Raw genomic sequence first — 17,342 nt, forward strand, 5'->3', positions numbered from 1 at the left:
TTGCGGCAGGAGCGCTGTTGCGCCCGCTTAGTCCTTGCTCTCTTCGATCTTGTCGAGAACGCGCTCCGGCGCGATATCTGAGGCGGCTTCCTGAAGCTCTTCGTTCTGCCGGGAATCTATCTCCATTTTTCGGGCCATTTCATCCAGGAGCGCGACCACCTTCGTGATCTCATGTTCGGTGAGGAGACTGATCTGCAGATCCAACTCCGCTCTTCTATCCGCTTCGGCCGCCATACGATTTTGAGAGATCAGAACAAAGGTCGAAAGAAAGATTGCCTCTACAGAGGCAATCATAGCGAGCACTACAAAGCTCTGATCCCATGGCACAATTCCTGGAAGCCATCCGAGGTTTGCGGCTATCCAAAATCCAAAAGCGAATAAGTGCAGGTAAACAAACTGCATGCTGCCGGTGAACGAAGTAATCGCATCGGCGACCTTTTGCTGAATAGACGCGTCGGATTGCTCGCGCTTCCTTCGTTCGACCAGAGCGTGGATATTCCGCTCGAGAGCCGGCGTCAGCCCGGGTGCAGCTTTTGGACGGGGCGCTAAGGGCTTCTTCATGACGTGGAAACCGGCGCCCCGGCGGGCGGTTCCTATAGCTTGGCTGCCCCGACGTCGCGCAATTGACTACCGCGAGGCCGACGTCCGGCGTGCAAGACCTCGGCGAGATGGAGCTACAAGATAGAGCCGCGACCTCGAGGCTGGCTGCTGCGGGAAGGATCGAACCTCCGAATGGCGGAACCAACACCTGCGTGATTTCAATGACTTCAAAGCGGGTCTGGAAAAGGGGCTCAAATGCCTTCTAATAAGTTCAATAATTTAGCGGCTGTTTTCAAATGAAAACAGTCCTCAACGTGGTTGGCTATCGCCTCTTCGTTGTCGAGCTTTGCCTGCGACAAGATCAGGACCGACATCGAAACTGCTAACCTGGATTCCTCACGGCATACATAAGACGTTCGTCGATATTCAAGGTCGATTGCTGGGCAACCGATTGCTACTTGTCTTCGCATCCCAGCTAAAAGTCGGTGACGACCCGAGGCGTCGTCGTTGAGGGAATGTTGCATCGGCATTTGCTCTCGACCGGCCTGTCGGTCCCAGCCAATTGCGAAGGCGTGCCGTTCGACTGCTCGCACATCTACGCCAGCTGCAATCTCGGGCCGACATGTATTGCAACGTCGCGGCCAAATCCACCGGACGCACGCTCGTCGGACGTCTCTACAATTCGACGAGCGACACCGGCATGCAGGACATGCTGAGCTACCTCATTGCGCACGACACGATGCACCAGCAGCAGTGACTTGCGGTGATCGAGGAGATGGGAGCCGAAGCATCCTGCCGATCCCGAACAGCTTCGATCGCAGCAAGGAAGCGACTGAGTCCAGATACATGTTTATGGGCATCGAGCGCAGCGGCTCGCTGCAAACCGGCCGCTATTGCGAGGGTCCGCCTGCGCTTAAATCCCATCGCGTTTCTTTTCTTAATTTGATGAGGATATGCAACAACTAAGGTTGATCTCGGACGATCGTTGAATGGGCAGAGGCGCGCGGCGAGGAATGTCGGCCCAGCTTGGCCTTGTCCAGTTGCTTACTCAGTTTACTCTGACGACCTCGCCCGGTTTTGGATGCTCGTTGCGTACTTCGGCTGTCGCCCGAAGATCCGCTTCATAACGAAAGTTAACGGCGCCTCATGGTCAACAGATCTAAGCAGAGCAACCATTCACAATCGCTGTTTTAACAGCACACACACGAATTGAGGCGCAGCCGAGACATTTGCACGAGCCGCATCCCACAATCGATCCGCACGACCCCGCCGCCTTTAGTCAATGGGCGCTTCGCTTGGGAAGAACGTCAGGGAGCTCAAGCCAGCGATTCATCAATTCGGCAGCGCCGCGGATGCGGTGGCCTACGGCCTCCAGCAGTGGCGGCACAGCGCCTCGCGCGGGCAGTGGCAAGCGCGCATCGGCGCGCCGCAGGTGGGCATTCTCTCCGAGACGAAGTGAGCAATTGAGCCTTGCACAACGGCCTTATTCTCCTCGGCGGTGCCTTCATTGCGATTGTTGGAAGCGAATTTGGGTATGCCAGTGCGGGCAGTGAGCAGCAGATAGCGGCCGTTGGCATCAAAGCTTGCGAGGCCTGACGGGTTTGGGCCGTACAGCGGCACTCGACTACCCTCGGGACGGACAACATCGACCGTCACGTAGGCCCAAGTGCCGACGAGTTGCTCTTTTAACGCTTCGTGCTGTCCGGCCGCATCGCCCGAGGGCAAGACAAGCCATAGAAGCGCGATAGCGGTCAATGCGAATGTGCCAAGCCGGCTCATGGCGCTTTCCTCCTCGCTGAACGGGGGCACGCGAGAGTGCGGCTGCATAGTCCGCGCGATTTGATATAAAGAGAACCGGGAATTTTCCTCTATCGGTATAGGGAAGGTCGATGGCCAGCCCGATCCTGAACTGGGAGAGCCGCCTCAGTCGTCGGCTCAAATTGCGGGACCTGCACATCCTTTTTACCGTGGTTCACCGAGGCAGTATGGCCAAGGGTGCGGCTTATCTCGGAATGTCTCAGCCTGCAGTATCAGAGGCGATCGCTAGCCTGGAGGGCACGTTGGGAGTACGCCTTCTTGATCGAAGCCGAAGAGGTGTCGAGCCTACGATTTACGCTCGGGCATTACTTAAGCGCGGGGACGTAATCTTCGATGAGCTGAAGCAAGGAATTAAAGACATCGAATTTTTGGCCGATCCGACAGCCGGAGAAGTCCGGATCGGCGTTCCAGAGTCATTGATGGCCGGATTTGTGCCTGCCGTTCTCGATGAGCTGTCCCGGCGATATCCCAAAGTGTCCGTGTCTGTAATCGCAGCGCAGCCCGGCGAACAGGAGTTTCGAGAGTTGCGGGAGCGCAGCGTTGATCTGCTGCTGGGGCGCCTCTTCAAGCCAGTGTCCGAGGAGGACGTGGCCGTGGACGTTCTCTGCCAGGACGCCTTCCGCCTTGTGGCAAGTGCAGATAGTCGATGGGCTCGCCGCCGCAAGATCACGCTAACCGAATTGATGAACGAACCCCTGGATATCTTTCCCCACGAACAGTGTCGTCAACTCATATATTGAGAAAGGCTTCTGCGCACATGGTTTGGAATTACCCAAGCCGAGCATCACCTCATTCTCGACGCAGCTGCGCTTGCATTTGCTGGGGACCGGACGGTTTTTGACAATTCTCCATGACTCGGTGCTGTGGTTTACCACCCAGCATCGCTCGCTCAAGGTGCTGCCGATCGATCTGCTTATCCAACCAATGCCGATCGCCATCTTTCGTTTGAAGAACCGCACCGTCAGCCCGGTTGTTCAGCTTTTCATCGACCGGGCACATGCGATCGCAAAATCGTTCGTCAGCGCTCCGACGCGCCGTTCTGCAACTGCCGAGGTGTGACTTCTCTTAACTCGCGATCAGCGCAGTGCCCGTTCCTTCCCCCAAGAACCAGGCTATTTCCCGACGCAACTATTTTACCCAGAGCTTGAGCGGAACCGGCTGCTGATCAGGGCAATTCATTGTGCCTGTGTAGTAATCTGACAGCCGTCCGCTATAGGTGCATTCGACACCAGAAAACGAAAACGTCGCGTTCAATTGCGATGTCAACACTGACATGCGAAGGCGTATTTCGCCGACCCTCTCCTCCGGACCATCCTGAGTGCACAATCCGACGTGCTTCATCGTCAATGGTCCGGAGTATTCCTTTATGACGTGGTCGGAGCCCGCTTCCGTGACGGTGGCTGTCAACTCCCATTCGCCGAGGTGGCCGGAATATCCGACAAGCTGGAGCGATTGAGCGTGTCCCGCACTCGCAAGAGCGCCCAGAATGATCGCCAGCAATATTGATTTCACGTGTGCTCCCATGCCTCACGTGCCCGTTTCTCAGCGCTTCATCACAAATGCCCGCGCCTCGGCAACTTCGGTTCGGGTACTATCGGCTGCATCAGCGATCGCTATGACCTTGTTATAGTATTGCTGAGCCTTGTTGGATTCGCCGGACTTTTCCGCCGCCCTGGCTGCGCCTACGTAAGCGCCGAGCCGGTTTGGCTCCTTCCCCAGCGTTGCTTCAAATGCCCCAAGTGCTTCATTGGCCTTGCCGCTCTCAAGCAGCATTTCTCCATAGAGTTCGCGCGCCGGTTTAGGCACTCCCGGCGTGACCGGATGCTTCTCCGTCTTGTCCTCGGCAGCGGCGGCGGCACTCATCGCGTTCAGCGCAGCGTCACGTTTGTCTTCGGCGTAAAGCTGCCAGGCCGTCGCAACCTGCCGCTCAATTTCGACTTGTTCCGCCCAATAGGTGTCCCTGGAGGCACGCAACTTGTCGCGCAGTTCGGCGAGTTTGGCGATATCGGCCTTGGCGGCTTCTGGTTCGCCCGCACGGGCGGCGCCCAGCGCCCGCACGAAATAGGTTACCGCCTGCACGTGAGGCAGCGGGCTGGGACGAACCTCAAGCGCCGCAGCAGCCTTCCAATCGCCGCGCTCCACTGCATAGCGTGCCGGCGAGGCGGCCAGCGCGTATGGCCCGGCGATAAAAGTCTCGGTGAAGCCCGTGACCCCCTTCATCTCCTCGACAACGGCTGCTGCCTTCTCGTCCTGCCCGAGTTGCAGATAGGCGTAGACCAGGTAGTCCATTGCATGCAGCTGATCGTGGCCCTCTTTGTCCGCTCTCGCCACACGCGACGATTCGATATTGGAAGCAATCGACTCCTTCCAGTAACCGACGCGGGTAAAGATGTGGGACGGCATATGCTGGGCGTGTGCGGCCGCTGGTGCGACCTTGGCGTAGCGTCGCGCAGCCTCGAGCCCTTTCTCGGCAATTGGCGGATAATCGTAAAGATGGATCAAATAGTGCGCCACGCCGGGATGTTGGGGCTGACGTATTGCGATCGGCTCAAGGATTGCCGCACCCTTGAGCTGGTTGGTATAGGCTTTGTCGGCCGGCGACGCCGAGGTGTTTAGGGCCAGCGCATAGTAGATCTGCGCTTCGTCATCGTCTTGATAGCGCTGCGCAAGTTGCTCCATGGCCTTGGCGTAAGCCAGCATGCGCGTACGATGATCGACCTTGTCGTGGTCGGCGTACATGGCGCTGAGCGCATCGAGGTAGTCACGTTCGCGCTGGGTCTTCGCGCCCATGAGCTTCCCTTTTGCGATCGCGTCAGCGCCCTCGGCGAGGTTTTTCGCGGGGGTGGGAACGTGAGGATTCCACAAGAGGCTGAGGGCAATGCCCCAATAGGCGATGCCGCACTCCGGATCGGCCTTCAGAGCATCTCCGAACGCGTGCTGCGACGCGCGGTACCAGAACGAGTGCTGGTACAGCATCCCGCGGTCGAAAAGCTTCTGCGCCTCTGGCTTGCACGACGTTTCGAAATGCACCGTGCCGAGCTGATCGCTGTCCGATTCTGCCAACGAAGGTTGCGCAAACGAAAAGCCCAACACAGCCGTAGCCACGAGTGCGAATGGCGTCTTCATCATGACCTGCCTCCACGCGAGAACTAACCTTGCGAGGCGCGCATTCTAGACCTGTTCACTCAGGCCAACTATGGAATTCCGTCTCGGAAAAAACCAGAGACGGACCTGGCCGGCGTGGCACGTCAGCTGTCCTGACATTGGACCTGCGCCAAGCTCGTCGCCGAAGCGCAGAAGATGTTGCGCAAGTTGGCGCAGTCAAACTGCGACGCATCACGTCGCCTTTGCGGCAAATCCAGCTCTCGGCAGCTCGCTCGACGAAGTTCGGCATCTACCAAAACCGGACGTCTCTGGGCCGTAATCGAAGGTCAGCCACGGGCCACGAGCGGACATCGCTGCGGCTGAATCCCGTATGCGGAGATTGAGCGGCGCGGAGCAGGCACGTTGGCGGATTTGCGCGTGGCAAACAGGTGATGGACGAGATGATCTCTTGGCACAGCGCGCGGCAGCGGCGACCGCCACGCTCTAAGCCTGGTTGTTCGGCCGCTGATTGAGAGCTAGATAGCCGGAGGGTTGACTTCGCCTTAGGGGCTGATGCGTTTGTTCCAGCGCTCGGCCGCCTGCCTAACGGTCGGCGCATTGGGCCCGAAAGCTGAACATTCCTTACATACTACGAATTTTGGATCGATGTCGCCGTTGATTCAAACCTCCGAACCGCCGCAGAAAGGCCAGGGCCGCAGCGATTGTACAGACATAGGGAATCCGCGCAGCGGATCGATAGCTGCGCTGTCGCTAGGCTTCGTAGGCATCTTAACGCGACCGTTTGGGACAGTAGTTCTGCGCCGATGTCGACGACCTCGACGAAATGATGACCGACGTCGCGATTGAAGCCGATGAAGTCCCACGTGGCGCCGTCGCCTTGGCAAGTAGCGCCGGTGAAGCGTGCCGGCTGCCACTCGGGAGTTTTCGTGCTTGAGCGCACAAGGACCCAATAGAAGCGACCTGGAAGCAACTGTGTGACGTCAATCATGGAATCATTTGCAGACCCTCGCTCACGCCGCTGCGCAACGTTCGGTCGAGCGCAGACGCATCGGCTTACCCCCGGCGGGTTTGGGTTGCGCGGTCCGTTTCCGTCTAGCGCGCGTAGCGCTTCCAGAATCTCGTCGATATGAACCGGCTCCGTTAGTCCGTCCGGCGAGCGTAACGCTGGACAGGACGCGATCGCCGAGGCATCAGAGGCCCATGACGCAAGGATGGCGCGCTTCTCGGCCAGACTCAAATTCGGGTCAGCGACGACCTCGCCCGGATGCGAGAACACCGCGCCGGGGTGAAGAAGAGCATTGAAATCGAAGACGTTGTCGCGTGCGGGCGTCGTCCGCATGGCTAACCTCCCATCATAAGACGCATTAAGGTGGCCGCGCACCCGCGCGGCGACGGTCGGAACCCAGCCGCGGGTAGGTCAGGCGGCCTTGCCCTCGATCTGCTTGACTTGCCCGGCGCTTGCGCCAGCGATGGCGATGCGCCGCGGCTTCATGGCCTCGGGAATCTCGCGTTGAAGCTCGATGACCAACAGACCGTTCTCGAAGTGCGCGCCTTTGACCTCGACGTGGTCAGCCAGGGTGAACTGGCGCTTGAACGATCGTGTCGACATTCCGCGATGCAGAAAGGTCTTCTCGTCCTTCTCGGCCTTATGGCCTTCCAACGTCAGGACATTCCGCTCCATCGTAAGGCCCACCTCGTCCGGTGAGAAGCCGGCGAGCGCCACCGAGATTTGGAAGCGGTTCTCGTCGAGCCGCTCGATGTTATAAGGGGGATAAGTCTCTTCGGCGGTCCGCTGGACCTCGTCGAGAACGTCAAACAGGTGGTCGAACCCAATGGTCGACCTCCACAGGGGAGTCCAATCATACCTCATAGCCAAGTCCTCCAAAGAGCAAGTTGGATACGAGCTGGCCCCGGACACCTTCCGGCGCCCGCCTTGATTGCGGGGCCCCGAAGGCGCCCCCGCCGCCATGTCTGCGGCGATCAAAAAATCTGCCACGAGCAAAAAAGTTTCAGGAGGGTGACGAAAAATTTTAGCGCTGTAACGGGCGCTGTTGTCGTGCAAGTTACGCAACTTCGCCGATGGGCCACTTCCGGACTCACGCATCGCAGCAAACCGCGCTTCATTCGATCACCTCGTCATCGTCAGCACGGCTCAGCAGCGAGGGCGGCACAGTGAGGCCAAGCGCCTTGGCAGTCTTCTTACGAGTTCGAGTTTGGTTGGCTGCTCTACCGGCAGATCGGCAGGCTTGGTGCCTTTGAGGATCTTATCGAGATAGCTGCCTGCACGACGCCAGATGTCGGCTAAATCAGGACCGTAGACGACCAAATTGGCGAATTGCCGAAAGAGATGAATCGCGGGCAGTTGAGGTTCGGCCGCAAGTGCGATCACTCGCGGAGACTCGAAAACAGTCAAATAATCGCCAAGGACAATGATTGCAACGGCGCGCTGGGCGGAGGCCGAGGCAAAGGCGGTGTCGAGTTCTTCGGCCTTGGTTGCCTCGACAATCGGCAGAGCCATGCTTAACCCTCGCGCTGTGCGGGGTATCTCCTCGGCTAATGCCAACCGGTGTATGGGGTTATCCGGATTGACTAGGATCGCAACCTTCGAGGCGCCAGGGACCAGTTCGCGCAGATAGGGAGCTAGAGCGATCAATTCGGCGGCTAAAGCTGGCAGTCGATCCCGGGCATAACGATATTCGACAAGCAGGTTCTTGCCCTCGATCCAGCCCTTCTCGCGCAAGCCCCTGAGCCATGCGGCGTGAGCTGGATCGCTAGCCGGCTCATCCGCCCAAGCGCCGAGGAAACCAATTCGCCGAGGTATCCCCTGCGCCCCCGAACGCCTTGGCGAAACGAGTATTGCCGCGGTGCCCGCTATGAACTCCCGCCGGTTCCGCAGAGTATCACGTTTCGATGGTTGTACCCACAGCGTGTGCAAATGCTGCGTCGCAAATGCGGAGCGTGGCGCAGGACGGCTGGGGTCAAAAGCTGCTCAGCACTCGCGCAAGGTCAGGTCTCCCTTAAACAGCCGACGTGGCGACGGCGCGTTCGTTGTTCGGCTCAGGGCCACAAGCGGACCTTCACTCGGTCCTCTCAGGACTACTTGGGGGGTGGACCTTCACCCGCTCGGTGCTGAAACCAGTAACGGCTCTCTGCAATGAGGGACTGGTTCTGCCTTTGCAGCCTTCGGCTCTCAGCAATGGCTTCGTCGGCTCGTTCGAGGAGGTTGCTCATGTTTCGCTCATAGAGCGAGGTTACCCGCGCTAATGCGGGGCGTCACGTTACAAAACCGATCTAACCGAGACGAGATACGTTGACTGACGTGCGCTTGGCCCCAGGGAGGCGGCCAATCTGAGCCGCGGGCCAAGAGTTCCTACGGTTTCGACGCTCTGATTTCTCGAACGGTGATTTCGGCCAATGCTACCGCATCAGTAACGCCGCGCATATGAATTTCGATCATCCTCTTGGCGAGGAGATCACAGAGCGGATCGCTTCGATCTACCAATTCCAACTTGCGGAGGGCGTGGTTGAAGGCCAGTTCAAGAACGTGTTGTTGTTCGCCGGTGAGATCGATGTTCGTAACCATGCGTGAAATCGGCATGACCCTCTGCTCCCTATCTGAATAGGAGGGAGCACAACGGGTCTCTCAGTCACCGATTGAAGCCACGGACCGGGCGATGATGGCAGATAGTGTTGTTCAGGCGCGGGGGAGTCAACCCGGCTGGCGGTTCCCCGATTCCAAGAATTCCGCGCGCAAACGGTATTCTTCAGCGATTTCTAGTAGTGCAGCCCTTGTGCGCTCGTCAGCAGACATAGCTGCTTGATGACGGGCGTTCCGTTCGAGGCGGCGAAGTTCTCTTTCCATGAGAAGAGCCTACTCCTCCGAATGGGCCGCTGACTTAAAGTGTGCTAAAGTGTACACATCGTCCACTCCCTTAGGATGATAGGGGAGCATGTCTGCAATGGGTCAAGCGGCGCTCAGCGGGCATCCGTGAAGGTCAGAGGCGTTCGCCGAAAGGGGAGCAGAAACGACATGTCCGCTCAGGATCGCGGTTGACCTAACTTTGGTGCCTGCAAGCTTGGCGAAGGGATCCATTCGAACAGGTGCGCGCTAGTCTCGGTTAAAAAAAGCCCCAACTCCAGAGGTGCGTGGAGCTGGGGCCGCTGGCAGGGGGGCCAAGGCAGCTTGATCAGACGTTGATGAATGGCACTGGAAACTTGGCAATCGGCCAGTTCCGCGCCCGTTATCGATCCACTACAGGCTCAACGGCCTCTGTCCCTCTTACCGTTGGGGCTGCCATCAGCCATTGTTACCGTGGACAGCCCTCACGCCAGACTGCGCGACCGCGTCGGAAGTCAAGGACGTTGATAGCAAGAGACCGGGCAAATCGCGAACGCATGCGCGAGTCCCGTTTCTGGCGGTAATTGACCCCGCGCGATCGCGGCGCCTGCCGCATTGATCGCGGCGCGCAGCCGTTGAACTTGATCAAGGAGCTCGTTTTGAGGCACCCGGAACCCCGGCTTCCGGCGGACGCCCGTGATTGGGCAGCTTCCCGCCAGGGATGGCCGGTCGGGTGGAACTCGCGGGCGCGGTGGCCGTTGCTTGGCCGCAACAGCAGTAGCGAGTAGGAGAACCCGTGAACCGACGCCAGCTTGTTCGAGGGTCGGCGTTGCTGCCGGCGTTGTTGCTCGCTTCGCGGAGCAGTTTCGCTGCTGCTGGCCTGCCGGAGGGCGCGTTCGGTCCCTCCACCGTGAGGGACCTCGCCCGTATGCTGGCGGGCAAACCCCACGAGGCGCCGGACGAGAAGCTGCCGAGCGGCTTGAAGGATCTCGATTACGATCAGTACCGTTCCATCCGTTTCCTGCCCGAACGCGCGCTATGGCGCGGTAAGAAACTTCCGTTCGAAGCGCAGTTCTTCCATCGCGGCTTCTTCTACAAAAACCGGGTGACCATCTTCGAGGTCGTGGACGGAAGGGCCACCGAACTCAAGTACCGCAAGGAAGACTTTTCATTTGGCGAGAAGGTCCCGGCGTTCGAGGAGGCTGACCTCGGGTTCGCCGGCTTCCGCATCCACGTGCCCTTGAATCGCGCCGACTATTACGACGAGGTTTGCGTCTTCCTGGGCGCGAGCTATTTCCGAGCCGTGGCCAAGGGGCAGACGTACGGGCTCTCCGCCCGAGGACTTTCGATCGATACCGGCGAAGCCAAGGGGGAGGAATTTCCACTGTTCAAGGCGTTCTGGCTCGAGCGGCCGGCGCCGGGCGCGACCTCGATGGTCGTCCATGCCTTGCTCGATAGCAAAAGTTGCGCGGCGAGCTACCGCTTCACCGTGCGGCCGGGCGAAACCACTGTGTTCGACGTCGAAATGTCGGTCTACCCGCGCGTCGAAGTTCAGCGGGCCGGGCTCGCGCCCATGACCAGCATGTTCTTCTACGGTCCGAACGACCGCAACGACATCGACGACTTCCGGCCATCGGTCCACGATTCCGACGGCCTTGCGATCTTCAATGGGAAGGGCGAAAGCCTCTGGCGGCCGCTAAGCAACCCCCGCGATCTGCAGATCAGCACCTTTAAGGATCTCAATCCCCGCGGATTCGGGCTGATGCAGCGAGAGCGAAATTTCTTCGCTTATCAGGACATCGAGTCCAGCTTCGAAAAACGCCCGAGTCTCTGGATGGAGCCGATCGGGGATTGGGGCGAGGGCGGCGTCATGCTGTTCGAGATCCCGACCAAGGAAGAGGTCCACGACAACATCGCCGCATTCTGGTGGCCAAAGAACCCGCTTCAGGCCAAGGGCGAACACAACTACACCTATCGACTGCATTGGGGGCCGGATAGCCCGAAGGCGCATTCGCTCGCCCGCTTCACGCGAAGCGGGATAGGCGCGAGGGGCGAGGACACGCGCCTCTTCGTCCTCGACCTGGTCGGTGAGAATCTGAAGGGCATCGATCCTGCCGGCGTCAAAGGCGTGGTGAAGGCTGATAAGTCCGAGGTGAAGAACATCGTCACGCAGCCCAACCCCTATACGGGTGGATGGCGGCTGAGCTTCCAGTGCCAAGTGAAAGGAGAGCCGATCGAACTGCGGGCGTTTCTGACCGAGGGCGACAAGCCCTTGTCCGAAGTCTGGGTCTACCGATGGGCACCCTGAGCCGAGCCACGCGATCGACAGGGGGCGATATCACGAACCAACGCCTGCTGCCGCGCGAGTCGCCGCTTCCGATGGCTCCTGGCGACCTCGGAAAGAACCCGGCCTCGGACCGTGCTCCTGCGCCGATTGCCACCACGATGGCTGGGCGGCGCGGCCTGATTCTGCTCTCGACGGCCGTGCTCACGGGCGCGGGCGGGTACGAGATGTATCGCGTGCTGGAGGTCGGCGGCGTCACGGTCCTCGAAGCCATGGTGCTGGCGATCTTCCTGGTCTTGCTCGCTTGGGTTGCGTTTTCGTTCGCCTCCTCACTCGCCGGCTTTTTTGTGCTGCTGGCCCATCGTCGGGACGAAGGCGCCTTGGTGCCCGGCGCGGAACTGCTGACCATCACAAGCCGCACCGCCATGCTGCTTCCCACCTATAACGAAGACCCGCATCGATTGGCCGCGCGGCTTCGTGCGATCTTTGAATCCTTGGAGACGACCTCGCACGGAAAGCTGTTCGACTGGTACGTTCTGAGCGACAGCACTGATCCGGATATCTGGGTCGCGGAAGAGAAAGCTCTGCTCGCGCTGCGTCAGGCCGTGGGAACGCGGCTATACTATCGTCACCGCGCCGACAACACGGCCCGGAAGGCCGGCAACATCTCCGAGTGGATCACGCGGTTCGGCGGCGTCTACGACTTCATGATCGTGCTCGACGCTGATAGTCTCATGAACGGGCAGACCATTGTCCGATTGGTCCATGCCATCGAGAGCAATCCGAGCGCCGGGCTCGTCCAGACACTCCCGATGATCGTCAACGCGCGAAGTCTGTTCAGCCGCGTCCAGCAATTCGCGGGCCGGCTGTACGGGCCGATGATCGCCGCCGGCGTCGCCTGGTGGCACGGCTCCGAAGGCAACTACTGGGGTCACAACGCGATCATCCGGGTGAAGGCGTTCGCCGAAGCGGCGGCGCTGCCACAGCTGCGCGGGCGCAAGCCGTTCGGTGGGCACATCCTAAGCCATGATTTCGTCGAGGCTGCGCTGATGCGGCGGGCCGGATGGGGCATCTACATGCAGCCGACGCTCGGCGGAAGCTACGAAGAGGTACCACCCTCGCTGCTCGACTTCGCGGCGCGGGACCGACGCTGGTGTCAGGGCAATCTTCAGCATCTCGCTGTCGTGCCTGCTCGCGGTCTCCACTGGGTGTCGCGCCTGCATTTTATGGTGGGGATCGGGGCATATTTGACAGCACCTCTGTGGCTGCTGTTCCTGCTGCTAGGGATGCTGACCTCGTTGCAGGCTCGCTTCGTGCGTCCGGAGTATTTTCCGAAGGGTTTCTCGTTGTTTCCGACTTGGCCCGCCCAGGATCCCGTGCTCGCCATTTGGGTGTTCGTCGCAACGATGGGACTTCTGCTCTTGCCGAAGCTGCTCAGCCTTGCACTCGTTTGGATGCGAGGCTCGGTGAGACGTCAATTCGGCGGCGCGTTGCGTGCCTCGGCCGGAGTTTTCGCGGAGGTGATCGTCTCCGCATTGATGGCGCCAGTGATGATGATCTTTCAATCGATCGCGGTCGTAGAGATTCTGGCCGGCCGCGACGCCGGCTGGCAGACGCAAAGGCGGGACGACGGCACGGTGGAGCGCCGCGAGCTCTATCGGAGGTACGGCATCCCGACCTTGTGCGGCATTGCGATGGCGGCAAGCGCATACGCCGTTTCGCTGCCCCTTCTGCTGTGGATGTCGCCAGTCATCATTGGACTGCTGTTCGCCGTTCCCATCGGAGCGCTGACGGCCAAGCCCGCGTCCAGCCAGCTGTTTGTCACTCCTGAAGACCGAGAGCCGCCTGCGGTGCTGCTCCGGGCCAACGAATTGGGCGCGGTGGCGGAGATCGGCATCAAACCCGCTTTGGTGGAGCTGCGCGAAAGCGCCGCGCTCTTAGCCTTCCACCTCGCGCAGTTGCCGCCTCCTCGCGCCGCCCGTCCCGACATGATCGACGCCAACCTGGCGGTCGGCCGCGCTAAGATCGATGCGAGCGATAGCTTCGAGAAGGCGGCTGCCCATCTGTCGCCGCGGGAAGTTTTTTCGATCTTGAACGATGGTCCAGGCTTGTCGGCTGTGCTCCAGAAGGGATGAACACGCCCCAAGCGACTGGAGACCAGGCCTGGGCTCGAACCAGGATAGAAAGTAGTCCGAAAGTTTGCGTGCCTATGCCTGGCCTTGGGGTGCGTGCTAGTCTGCACCAACCGCGTGGTTCAGGGCATCGCTGAGTTTGAAAGAGCGTTGGCGCTGGATTGCAATTTGGCCGAGGCGCAAATTGGCGGCGCCAAGCTGTATATGGGTCGCAGGGCTGAGACTGAAGCCCACTTCAAAGAAGCATTTCGCCTCTCTCCCCGCTATATCTTCGCTCATAGCTGGTTCATGGTGCCGCTGACAGATGGCCGGCGATCTCTCTTCCAAGGCGGTCGTCAAAGGCGGCTATTTCTTTGGCGCAGAGCCATCCTTCAAGGAAGCGTTGTAGTCGGCCTGCGAGCTATGATGTTTGATTGACTAACTGGCGCACTGCTACCCGTTGTAGTCCGCCCGTGTTGGTTGTCTCGCCCGCTGCATGAGAAGCCGCGCCAGGCAGGTCCTGATCGCCAACATAGCCGGATTTGCCGGAATTGCGGGCTTTTACGCCTTTATCAGCTTCAGTTTGCACATTTTGAGCAACACCGGATTGTGACGTCGCCTCGGTTTTCTGCTGGGCGGCAGCAGGTATCGATATAACTGGCAGTACGATGAGCAATACCAGAGATAGGTATCGCGTGGCTGTTTCTCCCAGGCCCCGCCGCTTCATCAACGTGCGCATCCCGAACATTTCCGCACTGGTGAACACTTGCGACCGCAGCGTTGACACATTTCACGCAGAAGCTTGCAGGATCGAACGCAATCTATGTTCTTCGCCCGCCGGCACGGCCAAATCTTGATGTGCACGAGAGGTGCGCGTCTCGCAGGAACGACCGCGCAACGGTTTCGTTGTGTTCGTCTTCGGGCAAGAAAGGATAACGATCATGGACCGTGAACATGTAAAGGGCGCCGCCGACAAGGCAAAAGGCGCGATCAAAGAGGGTGCAGGCAAGCTTACTGGCGACAAGGACCTGGAGGCCGAAAGCAAGATGGATAAGGCCAAGGGATCCGCCCACAACGCTGCAGGAGACGTGAAGGACGCCGCGCGGGATGCCGCTGACGCCCTCAAGAAATAAATAGAAGAAGGAAGTTTCTGAAACTGGCCGCCGCAGGGCGGCTTTTTCTTTTCTGTCACGTCCAGGTCAAGTTTTCTGGGCCCCTCTAAGCTTGGGGTTGGGACTTCCGTCGGCGCTTGATCGGAGGTGCCGCTCTGCAGCGCCGGCTCGCCTTTCGGCGGCGGCATGATTGAACAGGTCGAGCACTAGACAGAATGCAGCGATTTCCTACTGTTCGATTCCTCCATCATCGTAGCACTTGAGCGTCTCGGGGATGATCGCGTCAACTGCGCATTGCGATGTCAGCAGGGCAAAAAAGCGTTTGAACCACGACCCGGCCGTGGGATTAGTGAATTGCTAAACAATCAGATCGTGAGCCGCATGGAGATTGGCGTGCCATGAGTGATCGTGGTGCGCATCTGCAATAACAATTCCGTCAGCATCCTGGACCAGCTCCGGCCCCTCGCGTGCAACGGAATGCTGACCATCTCCATAGGCTTTGCGATTTCCGTGGCTCAGTTGTTGAAGGTCATACATTTCTGAAGACGTATTGTCGGCGCCACTCTTAAAACGAAAGGAATCGCCAAGCTCGGTCCCAACGGCTGATTTGGCCTGATCTGCGTTTTCGGAAGAAGGCCCGCCCCTTCCTTCAGTCTTAATCTTCAAGGCCGAATGTGCGTCGTTGGCAGAATTTACCAACGCCGTTGGTATATTCTGCTGCGGTTTGCCAGTATCTAAATCACTTGCCTGTGGATGCTGTGCGTGTTGCTTGCCGGCCGTGGAGCCATCTTCAAAAGTCTGCAAATCGCCGTACGCCTGTCCGCGATTCGAATCTTCTCCCGGGGCCTCATGCTTGGCGTGCCCCTTGGCGGCTCCGGAGGCGTTGTCGGATTCATGCAGGGCCTTCTGCGATTGACCGTGATTTAAATCGTCTCCCGGGGCCTCACGCTTAGCGGCTTCGGAGCTGTTGTCGGAAGCGCGCAAATCGGTTCCCTGATTTGATCCGTTATCCCGGCCTGTCTGCGTTGGGTCACTTTGCGAGGCTTCGCTCGCGGCCGCCGCAACAACATCAACGGTTCCGGAACCTCGGGGAATAGGAATTTCTCGGGCACTGCCGCTATCCTCCCCATGGGCATTGCCGACATAAAGCTCGCTGCCGTCTGTGGCGATTGTATCGCCTTGGGCGAACTCGAATGCCCTATCGTACACGGCCGTGCCGCCGGAATTTGCGAAGCCGGGAAGTGCGGATGTCAGTCCGTTGGCGTCGCTTGCGGTAGATGAAGTGACAATGTCATCGCCGAAATCGAACGCCTGCGCGGCGTGGCTGACACCATCGAGCTCGTAGATCAAGGCGGCGAAAGCTGCAACCATGAAGATGCTGTAGCTGCTCGAACCCGGCCTCGGCGCGTTGAGTGCTGCCTGCGCAAATTGGCTCGCGGCAACCTCGGCCACGGGGTCGACGAGTTTGCCGGTCGACGATGACGTCCCAGTTGCGGCGCCGGCGCGGTCCTTGCTCGCGCCTCTGGCCGGGGTGCCACCTGATACAGCTTCCTTGCGGCTGATTTTAAAGGTGACGATCTCCGCGCCGCCATTTGCGACCTTGATCGTGGAACTTTCGGTTGCGGCGTGACCGGGCGAACATCCAACGCTGCCAGGATCGCAGCTGTCAGAATACTCATCGCGCCATAACGGCGCGACAGTGCCAGCGCGGCGAGCTCGTGCCGGCTGTTGATTCCAAGCTTTTGGCGCGCGTGGTCGATGTGAGTCCTAACGATCCCCAAAGAGACACCGAACACCCGAGCAATTTCACTGTCCGACAAACCTTCGGCGATGAGATCCATGATCGTCCGCTCGTTGACGGTCAGAAGCGCCAGAACATTATTGCCGAACGAGGCGATACCATTAGCTTCGTTGCCGACACTCGCCAGGTCTGACCCCGGTTTTTCCAGCCTCAGGAACTGCACCAGCGCTTCTGGCTTGGCGTTCATCGAAATCGCACCGCAAGTACCGGTCGCCAGTGCCCTGGCAAGATTGCCGCAGGCGACAGTCGCAGTGAAGAACACCAGCCGGGAGGAAAGGGCTTCGTCGTCCACGACAGCGAGGATATCGGACGCGGTTACATCGGTGAACCCGTCCTCCAGTAACACCACGTCGGGCGTCAAGCTACGAATCGCCGCAAGGCAACTAGCTCCATCAAGACAGCACGCAACTACTTCGAAATCGGGCTGCGCTCCGAGTAGCGATGCAAAACCCTGCAGAACAATGGGACGTCGATCTGCTATTACAAGTCGAATGCGACGCATGGGCTTCCCTCGCTCGGCCTCGCAACACAACATGAGAAGCGGCGACTTAACTCCGCTCGGCCGATTGGGTTCCAAATTGTCTAATGGGGGTCGTGCGGACGCTTCTGACGATGAGTTCAATCAGTTCGTGGGGATAACTTCATATGGCTCGCCCTCTTCGCCGTCGCGCGCGCGCGTCAGAGGTCGTGCCGCTCAAGTGCCAACAGTGAGCAGGACTCTCTCCGATGTCGC

16 protein-coding genes and 2 pseudogenes are annotated in these 17,342 nt (G+C 59.4%); 7 read left to right on the forward strand and 11 right to left on the reverse strand.

All coding sequences use genetic code 11. The features are described 5' to 3' along the window. Positions 1-27: 27 nt before the first annotated feature. The gene (locus GGD62_RS07305) at positions 28-561 is read right to left on the reverse strand and encodes a DUF1003 domain-containing protein (protein ID WP_179737296.1); all 534 of its coding nucleotides are present in this window, start codon (positions 559-561) and stop codon (positions 28-30) included. A 482-nt stretch (positions 562-1,043) separates the two neighbouring features. Between GGD62_RS07305 and GGD62_RS07310 the strand changes: the two are divergent. After that, positions 1,044-1,446, forward strand: a pseudogene (locus GGD62_RS07310) (manganese catalase family protein); the annotation flags it as partial. Positions 1,447-1,902: 456 nt separating this feature from the next. On the opposite strand, the gene GGD62_RS07315 reads toward GGD62_RS07310, so the two are convergent. Continuing rightward, entirely contained in the window at positions 1,903-2,319 is a 417-nt protein-coding gene (locus tag GGD62_RS07315; protein ID WP_179737294.1) for a lipocalin-like domain-containing protein, read from the reverse strand. Between the two features lie 110 nt (positions 2,320-2,429). Here GGD62_RS07315 and GGD62_RS41495 point away from each other — a divergent pair, with 110 nt between their 5' ends. Further along, a complete protein-coding gene (locus GGD62_RS41495; RefSeq protein ID WP_283813270.1) occupies positions 2,430-3,098 on the forward strand; it encodes a LysR family transcriptional regulator in 669 nt (222 codons plus the stop codon). Next, positions 3,094-3,417 (forward strand): hypothetical protein, encoded by a 324-nt coding sequence (locus GGD62_RS41500; RefSeq protein WP_312014257.1) that lies wholly within the window; start codon positions 3,094-3,096, stop codon positions 3,415-3,417. Before GGD62_RS41495 ends, GGD62_RS41500 begins: the two co-directional genes overlap by 5 nt. Before the next feature lie 69 nt (positions 3,418-3,486). Here GGD62_RS41500 and GGD62_RS07325 read toward each other — a convergent pair whose 3' ends face one another. From GGD62_RS07325 to GGD62_RS07355, 6 genes and pseudogenes are all read right to left on the reverse strand, one after another. After that, positions 3,487-3,870: a hypothetical protein gene (locus GGD62_RS07325; RefSeq protein ID WP_179737282.1), complete on the reverse strand. Its 384-nt coding sequence runs from the start codon at positions 3,868-3,870 to the stop codon at positions 3,487-3,489. Between the two features lie 30 nt (positions 3,871-3,900). Beyond that, positions 3,901-5,487: a lipopolysaccharide assembly protein LapB gene (locus tag GGD62_RS07330; RefSeq protein WP_183707772.1), complete on the reverse strand. Its 1,587-nt coding sequence runs from the start codon at positions 5,485-5,487 to the stop codon at positions 3,901-3,903. Between the two features lie 986 nt (positions 5,488-6,473). Beyond that, positions 6,474-6,802: pseudogene (locus tag GGD62_RS07340) on the reverse strand (hypothetical protein). A 78-nt stretch (positions 6,803-6,880) separates the two neighbouring features. Next, complete coding sequence (locus GGD62_RS07345) at positions 6,881-7,333, reverse strand: Hsp20 family protein (protein WP_179737541.1); 453 nt, start codon at positions 7,331-7,333, stop codon at positions 6,881-6,883. A 282-nt stretch (positions 7,334-7,615) separates the two neighbouring features. Then, on the reverse strand, positions 7,616-8,203 hold the full coding sequence (locus tag GGD62_RS07350) for an ABC transporter substrate binding protein (RefSeq protein ID WP_246800009.1): 588 nt from the start codon (positions 8,201-8,203) through the stop codon (positions 7,616-7,618). A gap of 630 nt (positions 8,204-8,833) precedes the next feature. Then, positions 8,834-9,061: a hypothetical protein gene (locus GGD62_RS07355; RefSeq protein ID WP_179737278.1), complete on the reverse strand. Its 228-nt coding sequence runs from the start codon at positions 9,059-9,061 to the stop codon at positions 8,834-8,836. A gap of 1,036 nt (positions 9,062-10,097) precedes the next feature. Between GGD62_RS07355 and GGD62_RS07360 the strand changes: the two genes are divergently transcribed. The 3 genes from GGD62_RS07360 (at position 10,098) to GGD62_RS41810 (ending at position 14,134) form a co-directional block, all read left to right on the forward strand. Further along, positions 10,098-11,609 (forward strand): glucan biosynthesis protein G, encoded by a 1,512-nt coding sequence (locus GGD62_RS07360; RefSeq protein WP_179737276.1) that lies wholly within the window; start codon positions 10,098-10,100, stop codon positions 11,607-11,609. Further along, positions 11,597-13,720 carry a glucans biosynthesis glucosyltransferase MdoH gene (gene mdoH, locus GGD62_RS07365; protein WP_183707774.1) on the forward strand — a complete coding sequence of 708 codons (2,124 nt, stop codon included), beginning with the start codon at positions 11,597-11,599 and terminating at the stop codon, positions 13,718-13,720. The genes GGD62_RS07360 and mdoH overlap by 13 nt, the downstream gene beginning before the upstream one ends. 114 nt (positions 13,721-13,834) lie before the next feature. Next, positions 13,835-14,134, forward strand: coding sequence for a hypothetical protein (locus tag GGD62_RS41810; protein WP_179737272.1), 300 nt, complete (start codon positions 13,835-13,837; stop codon positions 14,132-14,134). On the opposite strand, the gene GGD62_RS07375 is transcribed toward GGD62_RS41810, so the two are convergent. Continuing rightward, positions 14,118-14,435 carry a hypothetical protein gene (locus GGD62_RS07375; RefSeq protein WP_179737207.1) on the reverse strand — a complete coding sequence of 106 codons (318 nt, stop codon included), beginning with the start codon at positions 14,433-14,435 and terminating at the stop codon, positions 14,118-14,120. The genes GGD62_RS41810 and GGD62_RS07375 overlap by 17 nt on opposite strands. 202 nt (positions 14,436-14,637) lie before the next feature. Here GGD62_RS07375 and GGD62_RS07380 point away from each other — a divergent pair, with 202 nt between their 5' ends. Continuing rightward, complete coding sequence (locus GGD62_RS07380) at positions 14,638-14,829, forward strand: CsbD family protein (protein ID WP_179737269.1); 192 nt, start codon at positions 14,638-14,640, stop codon at positions 14,827-14,829. 336 nt (positions 14,830-15,165) lie between these two features. Here GGD62_RS07380 and GGD62_RS07385 read toward each other — a convergent pair whose 3' ends face one another. Both GGD62_RS07385 and GGD62_RS07390 read right to left on the reverse strand, forming a co-directional pair. Further along, positions 15,166-16,260, reverse strand: coding sequence for a hypothetical protein (locus GGD62_RS07385; protein ID WP_183707776.1), 1,095 nt, complete (start codon positions 16,258-16,260; stop codon positions 15,166-15,168). Beyond that, the gene (locus tag GGD62_RS07390; protein ID WP_183707778.1) at positions 16,155-16,970 is read right to left on the reverse strand and encodes a LuxR C-terminal-related transcriptional regulator; all 816 of its coding nucleotides are present in this window, start codon (positions 16,968-16,970) and stop codon (positions 16,155-16,157) included. The genes GGD62_RS07385 and GGD62_RS07390 overlap by 106 nt, the downstream gene beginning before the upstream one ends. Between the last annotated feature and the right edge of the window lie 372 nt (positions 16,971-17,342).

Source organism: Bradyrhizobium sp. ERR14 (genome assembly GCF_014198235.1).
In the GTDB taxonomy this organism is placed as follows: domain Bacteria; phylum Pseudomonadota; class Alphaproteobacteria; order Rhizobiales; family Xanthobacteraceae; genus Bradyrhizobium.